The sequence below is a fragment of the Priestia sp. 3CA3 genome, assembly GCF_056836725.1.
The window spans coordinates 177,723-193,748 of sequence record NZ_JBXENJ010000003.1 but is presented as its reverse complement, the minus strand read 5'-3'; the positions used below and the strand labels follow the sequence as shown (position 1 = coordinate 193,748).

Annotated in this window: 15 protein-coding genes; 8 read left to right on the top strand and 7 right to left on the bottom strand. The window is 37.9% G+C overall.

Going from position 1 to position 16,026, the window contains the following annotated elements; all coding sequences use genetic code 11:
• Positions 1-18 precede the first annotated feature (18 nt).
• Both rpoN and AC1VNJ_RS10350 read right to left on the bottom strand, forming a co-directional pair.
• Positions 19-1,353 carry an RNA polymerase factor sigma-54 gene (gene rpoN, locus AC1VNJ_RS10355; protein ID WP_028412164.1) on the bottom strand — a complete coding sequence of 445 codons (1,335 nt, stop codon included), beginning with the start codon at positions 1,351-1,353 and terminating at the stop codon, positions 19-21.
• 213 nt (positions 1,354-1,566) lie between these two features.
• Entirely contained in the window at positions 1,567-1,914 is a 348-nt protein-coding gene (locus AC1VNJ_RS10350) for a winged helix-turn-helix transcriptional regulator (RefSeq protein ID WP_482640769.1), read from the bottom strand.
• Positions 1,915-2,077: 163 nt separating this feature from the next.
• Between AC1VNJ_RS10350 and AC1VNJ_RS10345 the strand changes: the two genes are divergently transcribed.
• Positions 2,078-3,061, top strand: coding sequence for a zinc-binding dehydrogenase (locus tag AC1VNJ_RS10345; protein WP_033578159.1), 984 nt, complete (start codon positions 2,078-2,080; stop codon positions 3,059-3,061).
• A gap of 119 nt (positions 3,062-3,180) precedes the next feature.
• Here the strand turns inward: AC1VNJ_RS10345 and AC1VNJ_RS10340 are convergent, their stop codons facing one another.
• Both AC1VNJ_RS10340 and AC1VNJ_RS10335 read right to left on the bottom strand, forming a co-directional pair.
• The gene (locus tag AC1VNJ_RS10340; protein WP_028412166.1) at positions 3,181-4,965 is read right to left on the bottom strand and encodes an ABC transporter ATP-binding protein; all 1,785 of its coding nucleotides are present in this window, start codon (positions 4,963-4,965) and stop codon (positions 3,181-3,183) included.
• 16 nt (positions 4,966-4,981) lie between these two features.
• The gene (locus AC1VNJ_RS10335) at positions 4,982-6,724 is read right to left on the bottom strand and encodes an ABC transporter ATP-binding protein (protein ID WP_028412167.1); all 1,743 of its coding nucleotides are present in this window, start codon (positions 6,722-6,724) and stop codon (positions 4,982-4,984) included.
• Between the two features lie 126 nt (positions 6,725-6,850).
• On the opposite strand from AC1VNJ_RS10335, the gene AC1VNJ_RS10330 reads away from it, so the two are divergent.
• Positions 6,851-7,336: a DUF6985 domain-containing protein gene (locus tag AC1VNJ_RS10330; protein WP_028412168.1), complete on the top strand. Its 486-nt coding sequence runs from the start codon at positions 6,851-6,853 to the stop codon at positions 7,334-7,336.
• Between the two features lie 40 nt (positions 7,337-7,376).
• On the opposite strand, the gene AC1VNJ_RS10325 is transcribed toward AC1VNJ_RS10330, so the two are convergent.
• Both AC1VNJ_RS10325 and AC1VNJ_RS10320 read right to left on the bottom strand, forming a co-directional pair.
• Positions 7,377-8,927 (bottom strand): solute symporter family protein, encoded by a 1,551-nt coding sequence (locus AC1VNJ_RS10325; protein WP_028412169.1) that lies wholly within the window; start codon positions 8,925-8,927, stop codon positions 7,377-7,379.
• 16 nt (positions 8,928-8,943) lie between these two features.
• On the bottom strand, positions 8,944-9,279 hold the full coding sequence (locus AC1VNJ_RS10320; protein ID WP_033579473.1) for a DUF485 domain-containing protein: 336 nt from the start codon (positions 9,277-9,279) through the stop codon (positions 8,944-8,946).
• A 497-nt stretch (positions 9,280-9,776) separates the two neighbouring features.
• On the opposite strand from AC1VNJ_RS10320, the gene AC1VNJ_RS10315 reads away from it, so the two are divergent.
• The 4 genes from AC1VNJ_RS10315 (at position 9,777) to AC1VNJ_RS10300 (ending at position 12,800) form a co-directional block, all read left to right on the top strand.
• Entirely contained in the window at positions 9,777-10,085 is a 309-nt protein-coding gene (locus tag AC1VNJ_RS10315) for a hypothetical protein (protein WP_034269656.1), read from the top strand.
• Between the two features lie 217 nt (positions 10,086-10,302).
• On the top strand, positions 10,303-11,058 hold the full coding sequence (locus tag AC1VNJ_RS10310) for an IclR family transcriptional regulator (protein WP_028412172.1): 756 nt from the start codon (positions 10,303-10,305) through the stop codon (positions 11,056-11,058).
• A 31-nt stretch (positions 11,059-11,089) separates the two neighbouring features.
• Positions 11,090-11,917, top strand: a complete 828-nt coding sequence (locus AC1VNJ_RS10305; protein ID WP_028412173.1) for an aldo/keto reductase — start codon at positions 11,090-11,092, stop codon at positions 11,915-11,917.
• Positions 11,918-12,038: 121 nt separating this feature from the next.
• A complete protein-coding gene (locus tag AC1VNJ_RS10300) occupies positions 12,039-12,800 on the top strand; it encodes an SDR family oxidoreductase (RefSeq protein ID WP_482640768.1) in 762 nt (253 codons plus the stop codon).
• A gap of 93 nt (positions 12,801-12,893) precedes the next feature.
• Here the strand turns inward: AC1VNJ_RS10300 and AC1VNJ_RS10295 are convergent, their stop codons facing one another.
• On the bottom strand, positions 12,894-13,349 hold the full coding sequence (locus AC1VNJ_RS10295) for a MarR family winged helix-turn-helix transcriptional regulator (protein ID WP_025749716.1): 456 nt from the start codon (positions 13,347-13,349) through the stop codon (positions 12,894-12,896).
• Positions 13,350-13,701: 352 nt separating this feature from the next.
• On the opposite strand from AC1VNJ_RS10295, the gene AC1VNJ_RS10290 reads away from it, so the two are divergent.
• Both AC1VNJ_RS10290 and AC1VNJ_RS10285 read left to right on the top strand, forming a co-directional pair.
• Positions 13,702-14,340: a biotin/lipoyl-containing protein gene (locus AC1VNJ_RS10290; RefSeq protein WP_028412179.1), complete on the top strand. Its 639-nt coding sequence runs from the start codon at positions 13,702-13,704 to the stop codon at positions 14,338-14,340.
• 42 nt (positions 14,341-14,382) lie between these two features.
• Positions 14,383-16,008, top strand: a complete 1,626-nt coding sequence (locus AC1VNJ_RS10285; protein WP_033578163.1) for a DHA2 family efflux MFS transporter permease subunit — start codon at positions 14,383-14,385, stop codon at positions 16,006-16,008.
• Positions 16,009-16,026: the final 18 nt, after the last annotated feature.

The window sequence follows — 16,026 nt, the reverse complement described above, 5'->3', positions numbered from 1 at the left end:
AATTTAGAATAAATAATATTAAAATCGTCGCCGCTTAGAAGAACTTTCAATTCCAGCTTCTTCACGGTATTTAGCTACTGTTCTTCTTGAAATTTGAATTCCTTCGCTGGAAAGAAGAGACATGAGCTTTTGATCTGAAAGAGGTTTTAATTTATTTTCTTCGGCAATTAATGTTTTAATTTTCTCTTTTATAAAGGCGGTAGAATTGCTTTGTTCGCCATCGGTTCTCTCTAAAGAATTAGTGAAAAAGTATTTTAGTTCAAACAGTCCGCGCGGCGTTTGAATATACTTTCCGTTAGTTGCACGGCTTACCGTTGATTCGTGACAGTCTACTTTTTGAGCAATATCTTTTAAGGTAAGCGGCTTTAGCCCCGAAATACCCATTTCAAAAAAATCTTGCTGATGTTCCACAATGGCTTTAGACACGTTGTAAATCGTCGCATTACGCTGCTCAATACTATTAATTAGCCAAGTAGCTTCATGGATTTTTTCCTGTACGTATCGATCGGTTGTTACGCATGCAGAGCGATGAACCAGTTTTTGGTAGGTGCTGTTAATCTCGATGGGCGGAAGCAGCTCGCTATGAAGAATAACATGATAGCGGCCGTCTATTTTTTGTACCGTTACATCAGGCGAAATGTACTTCGTAAGCGGAACATAGAAATCTCCTGCTGGACGAGGATTCAATGTCCGCAAGCAGTCAACAATTTCTTGTACTTCGCGCATTGAAATAGAGTATTTTTTTGAAATGTTCCGATATTTTTTGTTAGCAATATCTTCAATATCGTGTTTCACCACATCATATAAAAGAGGAGGCTTTGACTTTTTGGCCTTAATTTGAATAAGCAGTGAATCGACAAAGTTTTGAGCGCCCACTCCGATTGGATCAAAGCTTTGTAAAACGTGAATCATATCGTTGACTTCGTCAATTGAAACGTTAAGCAGTTCGGCTGCCAATTTTGGTTCAATTGCTAAAAAGCCGTTTTTATTTAAGTTTCCAATTAGAAATTGAACGATGTGTTTTTGCTGTGAGTGTAAATGATTTAGCATAGACAGCTGCTCTAATAAATGGCTCTCTAATGTCACAGTTTGATCGGATATATAATTAAACGGATTATACTCGTCATCGGTGTGACCTTTTGAATATGAACGCTGTTCTCGAGTGTTAAATGAATTTTTTTGCTGAGAATCGCCAGCAGACAGTTTAATTACAGGATTTTCATTGACTTGCTCATGAAGATAATGAACTAAATCGGCCGTAGAATAATTTAAAATGTTGATAGACTGACGTAATTCAGGTGTCATGGCCAATTTTAATAGTTGTTTTTGAGATAAATCTAAACCTAATTGCATCATTGAATCACCTATCATTCTTGAGTTTTATTTCGACAATTCTGGCTGCATCGTTCGACATCATCATATATGAAAATGCGAAAGAATTCTATAGTGTTGTCAGATGTTCTTACACAAGGGCGACTCATAAGAAAGAGTAGGGAAATAGATAAAACAACCGAATAGCTCTTCCCAGCAGCTATTCGGTTATTTTAACAAAGCTGCTAGGAGAACTTAGCTGCAATTTGGGGTGTTTCCCATTCTTCTATCTCCCCATGCGCACATCATATTTAAAATTTCTCGTAAGGTCTCGCCTTCTTCACTGAGTGAGTACTCTACTTTAGGAGGAACTTCATTGTATACTTTTCTATTAACTACACCGTCTTTTTCTAATTCTTTTAGCTGTTGAGACAGCATTTTTTTAGTAATAGTAGGCATAGCTCGCTGAAGTTCGCTAAAACGTTTTTCGCCTTCTTTTAAGAGGCATAAAATAACGACTTTCCATTTCCCGCCGATTACTTCAAGTGTTGCTTCAACAGGTACATTATAGTGGGGTGCTTTCACCGCTAATCCTCCATTCATAAACAGATATGAAATATGGATATAATAATTTAATATCCATAGACCTAGGTTACCGGGAAGGTACCTGGTTACATGAAAGTGCCGTCTTTTGTAAACAACATGTATTTATTATACTGAAAAAGAACTTTTAATTGAAGGAAGAAATGTAAAAGGGGAGATCTTGATGAAAGCTTTACTGCTAGAAGGCAAAGGGAAAGTAAGTGAGATGAAAGTCGGAAATATCCAAAAGCCGCATCCAGCTAAAGGTGAAATTTTAGTTAAAATTAAAGCTACTGCCTTGAACCCTGTAGATTATAAAACAGGAAACGGCGGTAATCCCAGTTGGACATACCCTCACGTATTAGGACTTGATTCAGCTGGCGTTGTCGAGGAAGTGGGAGAAGAAGTCACAACTGTCAAAATCGGAGACCGCGTTGTATATCATAGCGATTTATCAAAAAAAGGCGGGTTTGCACAGTACGGAGTGACAACAGCTCATACGGTTTCCCTTATTCCACAAGGAGTTTCATTTGAAGACGCTGCAGCTATTCCATGTGCGGGGTATACAGCATATCAAGCATTGTTTCACAAAATGAACGCTTCAAAAGGACAAACGATTTTAATTCACGCAGGTGCTGGAGGGGTTGGAGGGTTTGCCATTCAGCTTGCTAAAAATGCAGGTCTTACAGTGCTTACAACCGCATCTTCTGCCAATCATGAGTTTGTAAAAAGTTTAGGTGCTGACTATGCAATCGACTACCGTAAAGAAGATTTTGTGAAAAAAGTGCTGGAGCTTACCGATGGACTCGGTGTAGATTTAGTCTTGGATACAGTCGGGCGTAACAATGCAGACGAGTCGGTAAAGGCTCTTGCTTTTAATGGTCAAATTGCATTTATCGCAGGACCTCCTAATGTAAATGATGCGATTTCGTTTGCGCATCCACTATCGTTTCATCAAGTTGCATTAGGAAGCGTACATCAGTCTAACAACGTAAAAGAACAGCAAAAACTTGCGGAGATGGGAAATAAAATGCTTTTGCTTTTACAAGAAAATAAGCTGAATGCTCTTGTGGAAAAAGTCATTTCACTAGACGAAGTGCCGGCAGCTTTAGATGAACTGGCGACTCGTCGAGTAAAAGGGAAAATTGTAGCTGTGATAGATAAATGATAGAGCGAAAAAGAGCTTGAGACAAAAGTATTTTAGTTGAAGTAAAAAACGAACTATTGATCAATAGTTCGTTTTCTCGTCTTTAGATTGGATTGGGTTAAGTTATGTCCCAGCCTCTTTTAAATCGTAAACTGCTGCGTATAGAGCTTGTGGTAAAAACCTTGTTTCTCTAATAGCTCGTGATGATTTCCTTTTTCAATAATCTGTCCGTCTTTTAAGACAAGAATTTGATTTGCATTTTCAATCGTTTTGAGGCGGTGGGCAATTACAAAGCTTGTTTTTCCTTTTAATAGATTACTCATTCCTTTTTGAATATCAATTTCTGTTTTTGTATCAATATTGGAAGTAGCTTCGTCTAAAATTAAAATATCACAGTCAGAGAGCATGGCTCGGGCAATCGATAAGAGTTGCTTTTGACCTTCACTTAAATTTCCTCCACCGGCTGAAATCACGGTATCGTATTGCTGCGGCAGGTGCTTGATAAAAGAATGAGCATTTGCCATTTTTGCTGCGCTTTTCACTTCTTCATCGCTGGCATCTAACCGGCCGAATCGAATGTTATCCGCAATCGTACCGGAAAATAAATAGGTATCCTGAAGAACAATGCCAATTCGATTTCGTAAATCATGGATGTTATAGTCACTGATGGAACGGCCGTCAATTTTAATGTCTCCGTTTGCGATGTCATAAAATCGTGTGAGCAAGTTAATGATTGTTGTTTTACCAGAACCTGTAGGACCGACCAAAGCAACCATTTCACCTTTTTTTGCTGTAAGTGTAACATTTTTTAAAATCATTTTTTCGTCAGTATAGCCAAATGATACGTTCTCAAAAGCAACGTCTCCTGCAAATTTTGTAACAGAAAGAGCGTTTGGCTTGTTTGTGACGTCCGGCTGCTCATCCATAATCGCAAACACGCGCTCTGCGCCGGCAATAGCCGAAAGAATAGTGTTTACTAAGTTTGCCATTTGACTGATTGGGCGAGAGAACTGACGTGAGTAGTTAACAAATGAAGCGATCATCCCAACTGTAACGCTACCTTGAACAGCCATAAATGCTCCTGCTCCAATCACTAGTGCTAAGCCTAAGTTGTTAATAAAGTTTGTGACAGGACCTAAAAAGCCTGAAAATGTTTCTGCTTTTGTTGCTGAACTTCTCAGCTGTTCATTTCGTTCATTAAAAACAGTTAAAAAATCTTTTTCCTTACTAAAAAGCGTAACAACTTCTCCTCCAGAGATTGCTTCTTCTACAAAGCCGTTTAGCTCACCTAAGTCTTTTTGGCGTTTGACAAAATTTTCACTGCTTCGTTTTAATATTTGTCGAACGATTATAACCATTAATGGAATAACAATCAGTGTGATAATGGCAAGAATCCAGTTGAGCGAGAACATCGCAATGGTAATACCGACTAGAGATAAAATAGAGGACAGAGCCTGAATAACGCTTTGACTCAGAGCGTTATTCAGGTTATCAATATCATTCGTAACCCGGCTCATTAACTCTCCGTGAGCTCGCTTATCAAAAAAGCGAAGAGAGAGAGTTTGAAGCTTTGCAAATAAATCTTGGCGGAGCATTCCGATGGTCGTAAACGAAACGTTTACCATTAAATAGGTTTGCAGCCATGTTAACAAAGATGTCGTAATGTAAATTCCTGCAAGAGTGAGTGACATTCGTATCGTTCCGCTGATATCTTTGGGAATAATATGCTCGTCAATAATAACCCCAATTAAATAAGGGCCTAATAAATTAAGCAGGGAAGTCACAATAACTAAGATGATCGCAGCCACAAGCGGAGGCTTTCGTTTTCCCATATATGACCAGATTCTATATAGTGTTTTTTTCGCATTCTTTGGCTTCACTACAGGACCCTTCATCATGCCTCTAGGGCCGCGAATAGAGCTCATTTGATTTTTACCTTGATTATTCACTAGGCAACACCTCTTTTCCGCCTTGTGCTAGATAAATGTCGTAATAAAGAGAGTGGTGACGAAGCAATTCTTCATGAGTCCCTTGTTCAGCAATTTTGCCTTCATCCATGACGATAATATGATCAGCGTGAAGAAGAGACGAAATTTTAGACGCAATAATAATGACGGTCGCATCGGAAAACTCTTCTTTTAAATGTGTTAGTACCTGCGCTTCTGAGACAGCATCCAACGCGGAAGTTGCATCATCAATGACCAATATAGCAGGCTTTCTAACAAATGCACGCGCGATTGAAAGACGCTGCTTTTGCCCTCCTGATAAGTTGGTTGCTCCTCGCGTTAAAGGATACTCATATTTTTCTGGGAGTTTTTCAATAAACTCCGTTGCGCATGCAAAAGCTGCAGCATCTTCAATTTCTGAGGAAGAAGCATGATCGTTTCCCATTCGAATATTCATATCAATCGTTCCGGTAAACAGTGTAGCTTTTTGAGGAATAAACCCAATGGATGAGCGAAGCTCTTTTACGTCATAGTTTGTCAGATTTTTTCCATCTACAAAAATTTCGCCGCCATCAGGATCATATAAGCGCGAAATAAGTTTTGCAAGCGTCGATTTTCCGCTTCCAGTAGAGCCGATAATGCCAATAGTTTCCCCATGTTTAGCAGTAAATGAAATATCTTTTAATACGTTTTCTCCATTTTTACTGTAGCTGTATGTAACGTTTTGAAACGATAGATCACCTTTAAGCCTGTTGATTTGAGCAGCAGAGTTTGCTGGAGGAATGTCTATTTTTGTTTTTAAAACAGAATCGATTCGTTCAGCTGAAGGGAATGCACGTGTAATTTGCATCAGCACCATGCTGCTTGACATAAGTCCGTTTAAAATAATCGTTAAGTAATTAATAAAAGCTAAAATCACACCTGCTTCAATTTTTCCTGCTTCAACTTGAAGTCCACCCAGCCATAGAGTAGCTACCATGCCGATATTTACTACAAATAAAATAACGGGCATTAAAAGCGAAATAAGCTGAACAGCACTCATATTAGCTTGCGTCAAGGAGCTGTTTGCTTCTTTAAACTGATTGATTTCATATGATTCTCTTACATACGCTTTTACTACGCGCATCCCTGATAAATTTTCTTGGACTTTTGTGTTTACACGATCAACGCTTCGCTGAACTTTTTTGAAAAGTTTTCCGGCTTTCGTGATCACAAACCAAATGCATAAAAATAAAATAGGGACGACCACGACGATAATAGGAAACAAAGAACGAGCGGTTAATAACACGATCACAATACTTCCTGCAAAAAGTAAAGGTCCTCTAACTAATACTTTTAGCGTCATATTCAATGCGTTTTGAACACTCGTTACATCATTTGTCATGACGGTGATTAAGTGACCAGTCCCTAGTTTATCTCTGTTGCTGTTTGAGAGGTTTTCAATCTTTTCAAAAAGCGATTTTCGAATATCGGTAGAAAAATTTACTGCTGCTTTTGTGCTAAGGATGGCGCAGACGATACCAGCAGCTAAGCCAATGATTGCTAACATAAGCATAAGAATACTTCGGGTGATAACATATGTTTGATTGTTGTTTGCAATGCCATAATCAATGATATGCTGCATAATAGTAGGCTGAAGAAGGTCAGCTAACACTTCAATGACCATCAATAGCGGGGCAAACAGCGCGAGCCATTTGTAAGGTTTTAAGTAAGGGTATAAAGATTTAATTGTATTCACACATTGTGGCACTCCTTTCTGTAAAAAATATGGTAACATAGAATAAGTTTAGAAGTTTGTTTCAAGCACCATTTATTATACGCCAATGCAAGCAGAAATCCACTTTTTGAGAGGGTCAGGTATGCAATGAATCAAACATTACGAGTACATCATCCACTTTTTGGATCTTTGTTATATGACTCGGCCTGGGTTGGAGAAAAACAGGTCACTTTCTTTGGACAACAACAACATGTGTTGCTGACAATTGATGGAGATAAAGAGAAGCCATTTCAAAAACGGCAAGAAGAGGCTTTTCAAGCATTTTGGCTTCAAAGCGAATTATTGTTAAAGAGGACGGAAAAAGCTCTTTTTGATTATTATCAACAGGTGCGAGATGAATACAGAACTCAAGTTGAAAAAGACGTGGTAGACTTATTAGTTCCGAATGTAAAAAAGCGAAAAGACATCGGTTTTTTAGTTGAGTGTATTCAAATCTTTGTTCCTGAAGCACCCCATGATACAAGAGAAGTTGGTTTGTTTTTTGAATGTACGTGGGAAGAAGAGCATATGTTAGCTGTAAAGTTTAGAAATGAACAAATTGCCGCTATTGGCTTACAAGAAGATTTATTCTAGTAAAAAGCCTTGAAGCAACCTGCTTCAAGGCTTTTTGGCATTAATGTTTGACAGGCTCTTCGATTCCCATACCTGTATTTGCTTTTACTAAAATCTCATCAAATTTCTTTTCGTCTGCTTTTTTAGACGAAAGAAGTGTTCCTATAAAAGCAGCTAAGAAGCCTAGAGGAATGGAGATAATACCAGGGTTTGTTAATGTGATGAGCGGTTCACCTACAAAGATAGCAGCTCCAGGCTCAGGTGCCCACACGTTTGGACTAATGGCAACTAAAAACAGTGAGCTGAATAGTCCAACCAGCATGCCAGTGACTGCTCCTGCTGTATTAAAACGTTTCCAAAAAATAGTAAGAAGAATAATTGGCAAGTTAGCGCTCGCTGCTACGGCAAATGCAAGTGCAACTAAAAATGCTACGTTCATGTTTTGAGCAAATAATGCAAGAATAATAGATAGAATGGATACCCCAATAGAAGCCCATCGTGCAGCCACTACCTGTTCTTTTTCAGTTGCAGCCCCTTTACGGAGAATATGACTATAAAAGTCGTGAGCGAATGCTGAAGCTGCTGAGAGCACCAGCCCAGCTACAACAGCTAAAATCGTAGCAAAAGCTACAGCTGAGACAAACGCAAAGAGAAAGTCTCCGCCAAGAACTTGAGCGAGCAGGGGAGCTGCCATGTTTCCTGCTGCATTTGCTTTGATAATATCATCGTACCCTACGAATGCAGCAGCACCGAACCCTAAAAAGATTGTCATAATGTAAAAAACGCCAATGATCCACGTTGCATAAATAACAGACTTTCGTGCGGTGATGGCATCTTTTACTGTAAAGAAACGAATAAGGATATGAGGAAGGCCTGCTGTACCAAGAACAAGAGCTAAATTCAACGAAATCATGTCCAGCGGATTTTTGAATTTATTTCCTGGATTTAAAAATCCGTCGCCAAGAGGAGTTGCGGTTTTCATCTCAGAAAACATTTTAGCAAAGCTAAAATCAAATTTTGAAAATACAATAATGGAAATAATGAACGTACCAATCATGAGAAGCAAGGCTTTGACAATCTGCACCCAGCTGGTCGCCGTCATGCCTCCAAATACAACGTAAACCGTCATCAACACGCCGACAATCAAGACAGAATACACGTAATCTAGACCAAGTAATAAATGAATTAATGCTCCTGCTCCAACAAGCTGCGCAATCATATAAAAAATGGAAATGGTGATCGTGTTTAATGCGGCAACTCCCCGCACTTTCTTTTCGTTAAAACGAGCTGCTATCATATCTGCCATCGTGTACTTTCCTAAGTTGCGAAGTGGTTCAGCTACAATGTATAACACGACGAGATAGGCAACTAAAAAGCCGATGCTGTAAAAAAAACCGTCAAATCCAGAAAGCGCTACCATTCCAGCTATGCCTAAAAATGACGCAGCAGACATATAATCTCCGGCAATCGCCATGCCGTTTTGCCAGCCGGTTAAACTTCCATCTGCTGTATAAAAGTCACTGGTCGTTTTTGTTCGCTTGGATGCCGCATACGTAATGATTAGCGTAAGACCTACAATAGCTAAAAAAAGTGAGAAAGCTAGTACGTTCATTCATTTAACCCCCTATTCAATTTGCAGCTTCTTTTTTTATCGTGTCAACAAGTTCATCAAATTTCGAGGCTCTTTTTGTGTATAAAATGCATAGGGCCCAAGTCATAACAAACTGTGCAAAAGCAAATACCCACGCCCAAGTCATAGAAGCAAAAGCTGGTTTGTTTAAGACGGTTGTGTAAGCCGTTAAGATGGGCAAGGTAAAATAAAAAGCAAGAAAAAACAGAGAGAGCGGTAAAATAAAATTGCGTTTTTGTTTCAAAAGTTTTTGAAATGAAGCAGACTGTACAATTTCTGTGTAATCAGGAGAGGAAGAAGCGTTGTTTACCTTCTTTAAAGAATTTTCATTCATCGCCAAGCGGAATTCCCCCTTTGATAATAAATAGATGAAGCAAAAAGCTCCATATCACTTGAATTATATTATTTTCGGAATAAAAAGTAAATTCTGTCTTTTTGTGAGAATGGTAACTTTGGAAGTTTTTTAATATACTAAAGCTTCAAACTAAATGCATACTGCCATAATAAAAAAAGAACAACATTCAGTATAAAGGAGAAATCGTTCACAATAGAAATGTTGAAATTAACCCTTAGTTTCTTTTACATATAAGGCTTTTCTTTATTATCTAAACGTTATTTTTTTGTTTGATTTTTTGAAAAATAAAAGAAGATGATGATAAAATCATAAGCACACAATAATGTTAGATAGGAAACAGGTGAAGAAAGTACGCTATTATTTAGAGATGGTTATAAATAGACAAGATATTATGAAAGATTTCTATATGAATGATATTTTTTCTTTATAGTAAACAAACAATGTGACTACTTATATAAAAGAGAAAAGGTGAAATAATGGCATTTGGAATCAAACGCCCGGAACTAAACGCATGGAAAGCAGCTGTTAAGCGAGGAGAGATCGCATTTTTAACTCATTACTGGCTCGATGAGCGTTTTCCGCACGCAACTACCGTAACAAAAGTAGGTTGCAGTGACTTAAATAAGCTGATTAAGTGGGGAGAAAAGTATGGTATTCCCGCTAAGTATATTGATAATCGATCCGGCTATCCTCATTTCGATTTACTAGGCGAGCGTCAGAAAGAAATTATGAAAAAGGAAAATCAGCTGGAGCAGCTGAAGCGATTTGAAGAAGTTAACGAATGAAAAGCAAAGTTAATTTTAAAAAACTGTAAAAAAATTCTATTGTTACGGCTTTTTTTATGTTTAAATAGAAAAAACAGTGGAATAGATTAAGAAGAACAATTACGTTATGTATTCTCTCATATAGGGAAAATAAGTTGATTTAGTTTCCTTATTTGATACGATAAAGAGCTTTGTTTTATAATAAAATTGTTGTTCGGATAAAAGGAGGAAGAAGGGCATGTCCGAGGTTGGAACTTTAAAAAAAGGATTAGATATCTTCTCTTTGCTTTTAAACCGTCCGAATATGACTATTCCGGAAATGATGGAAGCGCTCGGTTTTAATAAGAGTACGATGTATCGTCTTGTGAGCACGCTTGAACAAAACGGATTTATTGTAAGAAACCCGTCTAACCGCTATACGGTTTCACCACAACTGGTGCTGGCACTCGTACAAAATACGATGCATACGAACTATGAAATGAATTGGCTCTCAGTTCCTGCTATGCAGAAGCTGAGTGAAGAGACCAATGAGACCATTTACGCGGGAATTCTCCATCATAAACAGATGGTTACAACTCAGGTGGTGAACGGGCAATATAGCACTCGTACGCATTCCGAAGTAGGAAATAAAAAGCCGCTTCATGCAAATGCTATTGGAAAGTGTATTCTTGCTTATCAAGAGGACAGCGTGCAAAAATCTATTCTTCACGAACTTTCGCTTGAAGCTTATACAGATCGAACGATCACCGAGCTGGACGAGCTGGAAGCTGACTTAGCTTTAAGTAAGGAAAGAGGATATGCTGTCGATGATGAAGAACGGGAGCCTGGCGTTCGCTGTATTGCAGCCCCTATTTTCAGAAAAGGAAAAATAATGGCAGCTATTGCTTTATCAGGTCCATCCGTTCGTATTTCAGAAGAGAAAGACGAAGAACATGCTGCACTTGTTAAACAGTGCGCAGAACAAATTTCACAAGCAATTACTCTTTACGAATAATTCAACAGTAAAAAAGGGGATGAACAGCAACATGGAAAACTTACAGTCAACAACGACCTTAGCAAACGGCGTTAAAATGCCGTGGTTAGGTTTAGGTGTTTATAAAGTAGAAGATGGTCAAGAAGTTGTAGATTCAGTTAAATATGCAATCAAAGCTGGATACAAAAGCATTGATACGGCTAAAATTTATGAAAATGAAGAAGGCGTGGGACAAGCGATCAAAGAATCAGGTGTTTCTCGCGAAGAACTATTTGTTACATCAAAAGTGTGGAATGCAGATCAAGGATATGACACAACTCTTCAAGCGTTTGAAACAAGCTTAAACAAGCTAGGTCTTGAATATTTAGATTTATACTTAATTCACTGGCCGGTTGAAGGTAAGTATAAAGATACGTGGAAAGCACTTGAAAAGCTTTATAAAGACGGGAAGATTCGTGCAATCGGCGTATCGAATTTCCAAGTGCATCATCTAGAAGACTTAATTGCAGATGCAGAAGTTAAGCCGATGGTAAACCAAATCGAATTTCATCCACTTTTAACACAAACAGAAGTGCGTGAATACTGCAAAAAACAAGGAATCCAAGTGGAAGCATGGTCACCGCTTGCACAAGGTGAGCTGCTTGATAACGAAGTGTTAACTCAAATTGCTGAAAAGCACGGAAAATCAACTGCTCAAGTTATCTTACGTTGGGACTTACAAAACGAAGTAGTAACGATTCCTAAGTCAACAAAAGAACATCGTATTATCCAAAATGCAGACGTATTTGATTTTGAATTAAATGCAGAAGAAGTTGAAAAAATTAACGCATTAAATCAAAATCATCGCGTAGGTCCAGATCCAGATAACTTTGACTTTTAATGTTAAATTAAGACTAAAACGTCTTGTAAGATAAATAATAAACAAAGCGCTATTGTCATTCATGCAGTAGCGCTTTGTTTATTAATTAGGAAATGTGATGGTTGAACGAGGAGGAAAAGTAATGAAAATGTCAGGAAACACTATTTTAATTACGGGCGGAGCGTCTGGAATTGGATTGGCGCTTGCAGAACGTTTTTTAAAGGAAGGAAATGAAGTTATTATTTGTGGAAGAAGGGAATCAAAGCTGCAAGAAGCAAAAGAAAGATTCCCTTCGTTACATACAAAAGTGTGCGACGTATCAATAGAAGAAAGCAGAGTAGAGCTGGTAAAATGGGCGACTGAAAGGTTCCCAAAATTAAATGTTATTGTGAATAATGCAGGCATTCAGCAGCGCGTAAATCTTTTATACATGCACGAAGAGTGGCAGTATTACGAAAAAGAACTAATGAGTAATGTAAGTGCTCCTATTCATTTAACTTCGCTATTGATTCCTCATTTTGTTCAACAAGAACGTGCTGCGGTTATTAACGTAACGTCGGGGCTGTCTTTAACACCTGGAGCATGGGTGCCAATTTACAGCGCAACAAAAGCGGCGTTAAGGTCGTTTACGATTAGTTTAAGACATCAAGTAGAAGAAACAAATACCGAAGTGATAGAAATTCTTCCTCCAGCCGTGAACACGGATTTAGGAGGACCGGGACTTCATACATTTGGAGCACCGCTTGATGACTTTGCTGATTCGATATTTGAAGAATTGAAAAAAGGTAAAATCGAAATTGGCTATGGAGACAGCGCTAAAAGGCTTCAAGCTTCCAAAGAAGAAATTGAGAAAGCTACAGCACAGGCTTGGAGGGGATTTTTGAAAAATAATCCTGAATTTTAAAGGCAGAAAGCAAAAAGGTTTCTAAAGCCTTCAATGGTAGCGGGTCATAAAAAGCGTGTGTCCATAAAATAAATGGACACACGCTTTTTATCATTAACGATCCACGGTTTGTCTAATTCGTTTTTCCATTTTCTCAAGCATGCGGAGGTACTCATCCTGTTCTTCAGGAGTTAGAGCAAAAAGCATGTCTTGCCAAAATAAATTTCGCTGCTCAATTACATAGTTCACTAATGTTTCGCCAGCTTCTGTTAAGGATATCCATACAATTCGGCGGTCTTTTTGGTCACGTACGCGCTTAATGAGTGCATCATCTTCTAATTGATTTAATAAAATGGTAGTAGCCCCGGAGGTTAGCTTTAGATTTGAAGAAATTTCGGCTACCATACGTTTAGAGCTGATTCCAATGAATTTTAGAATTAAAAATTTTGTAATGGTCAAATTATAGGGCTGCTCACTGATTTTATCTTCCAAGAGCTTTCGCTTGAGTTCAAATAACGAGGTTTTAACTTGGTCAAGTTTTTCTAGTTTATCTATTAACTGCTGATCCATCATAATCACCTTTTCTTTATCATTATAGGTGTTAAACAATTGCTGCTAGTTACCTATTGTGGTTTATGTATATAGGGAGTTTGTTCCAAAAAAAGGAGCTGTTTTTATGTATAACCCTATGCTTATATATCTAACTTTAAAGTAAAGTAAAGTACTTGTAAAGAAACCAAAACTTTTAAGTTGTATTTCAGTTAAAGATGTAGTAAAGTATTCAGTCGGGAAAACTTTATGAAACATAAATGTTTAGTTTTAAAAATAAATTAAAATCAAAGTTATTTACAACTAAATATCTTTGTGATAAAGTTATCTAGCGTAATACTTAACTGAATGAAATATTAAGGAGGTAAAATAAATGTCAAGAGGGCGTTTAATTTTAATGAACTTTATCGGAATTATTGTAGTATTAGCTTTAATTATTGGTGGGGGATACTATTATATTCAAAAATCTAATTATGTATCCACAGACAATGCAAAAGTGTCGGGCGATCTTTATACAGTAGTAGCGCCAGCGGCAGGTAAAGTAGCAAGCTGGAATATTGAAGAAGGTAAAGATGTTTCAAAAGACGATGAGGTAGCTAAAATCCAATCAGAAGATGGAGAAAAAACAGTTACAGTACCAGAGGATGGTAAAATCATCAAAACACAGGTAAAAGAAAATCAAATGGTTCAAGCTGGTCAACAAATTGCTAGCGAAGTAGATATGAATAACTTATTCATCATTGCAAACATTAAAGAAGACAAATTAAAAGATATTGAAGCTGGCGATGACGTTGATGTAACAGTTGACGGAGATACTAAAACAACAATCGATGGAAAAGTAGAAGAAATCGGTTATGCAACAAACTCAATTTTCTCATTAATGCCAAGCTCTAATTCAGACGGCAACTATACGAAAGTATCACAAACAGTTCCTGTTAAAATCTCTATTTCTAACTACTCTGAAAACGTACTGCCAGGTATGAACGCAGAAGTTAAAATCTCTAAAAACTAAGAACGTACATGATTAAGAAGAGAAGAAAGGAGGAAGGAACTGATGTCAGCAAACACGATACAACCAGAGGAAAGCTCAGTTAAAAAGCATATCCCGCTACTAGTCGTACTTATGCTTGGATTGTTCTTAGCAATTTTAAACCAAACGCTGCTAAATGTTGCGATTCCGCATCTGATTACAGAGTTTGGCGTTACGGCTAATACCGCACAGTGGTTGCTTACAGGATATATGCTTGTAAATGGTGCACTTATTCCATTATCAGCCTATTTAATTGAACGTTTTGGCGTTCGTCGCTTATTCTTATTTGCGATGGCCTGCTTTACAATTGGAGCGCTTGTCTGCGGAATCGCGCCGACTTTCTCAATTATGCTAATTGGACGTCTGGTTCAAGCAGTCGGGGGCGGAGTGCTAGCACCTCTAGTTATGACCATTATCGTATTTATTTTCCCTCCTCATATGCGCGGAAAAGGAATGGGTATCTTTGGTTTAGCGATGATGTTCGCTCCGGCAATTGGACCGACGCTTTCAGGATGGGTTATTCAAAACTATGACTGGCACATTTTATTTACGGGAATGGTGCCACTAGGTGCACTCGTACTTATTATTGCAGCTTTTAAATTAAAAGATATTAAACCGCCTCAAAATGTAAAAGTAGATCTAATTTCTGTGTTTACATCTCTTGCAGGTATGGCTTTACTTCTATACGGCTTCAGTGAAGCTGGAAACGATGGCTGGACGGATTCAGTTGTATTATCAACGATGATCGGCGGTATTGTCTTATTAATCATCTTTGTTGTACAGCAGCTTCGACTTAAAAGTCCATTACTTGATGTGAGAGTATTTAAATACAATATTTTCTCATTATCTAATATCATCAGTATTGCCATTACAATCAGCATGTATGCTGGTATGTTCTTATTACCGATTTATTTGCAAAACATCCGTGGCTATTCAGCGTTTGACTCAGGCTTATTAATCTTGCCTGGTGCACTTGTTATGTTAGTCATGTCACCGATTTCTGGTACGCTGTTTGATAAATTAGGACCGCGTCCACTAGGGATTGTCGGGATGTTGATTACGGTTGTAACAACATTTGAATTTACAAAATTAACGTTAGAAACACCGTTTAGTCATATTGTTATTATTTATATGATTCGTGCATTCGGTATGTCATTATTAATGATGCCAATTATGACGGCTGGTTTAAATCAGCTGCCGGCAAAATTAAGCAGCCATGGTACATCTATGTCGAACACGCTTCGTCAGGTGAGTGGTTCAATCGGTATTAGTTTAATGACTACAATCTTTACAAATCGCACAACATATCATGTGAATGAAATGAGCAGTTCAATGACTACATCTGATCCATTCTTTATGAATAACTTCCAGGTATTTGTTCAAAAGATTGCTCAAACGCTTCACCTTTCTCAAACAGAGGCGCAAAAACAAGCTTTAACAACATTAGCTGGAAAAGTTCAAGCTCAAGCAACTGTACAAGGAATTAACGACGCGTTTTACTGGACAGTTATCATTGCCATTATTGGATTGATTTTAAGTTTCTTCCTACGTGATGTTCGTAAAGATCCAGTAGTGGAAGTGGAAGAAATAGAAAAAGAAACAACAGACGATATTCGTATGTTACCGGCACCAAAAGATATGAACTCATAAGCAACGGAGGGATAAAGG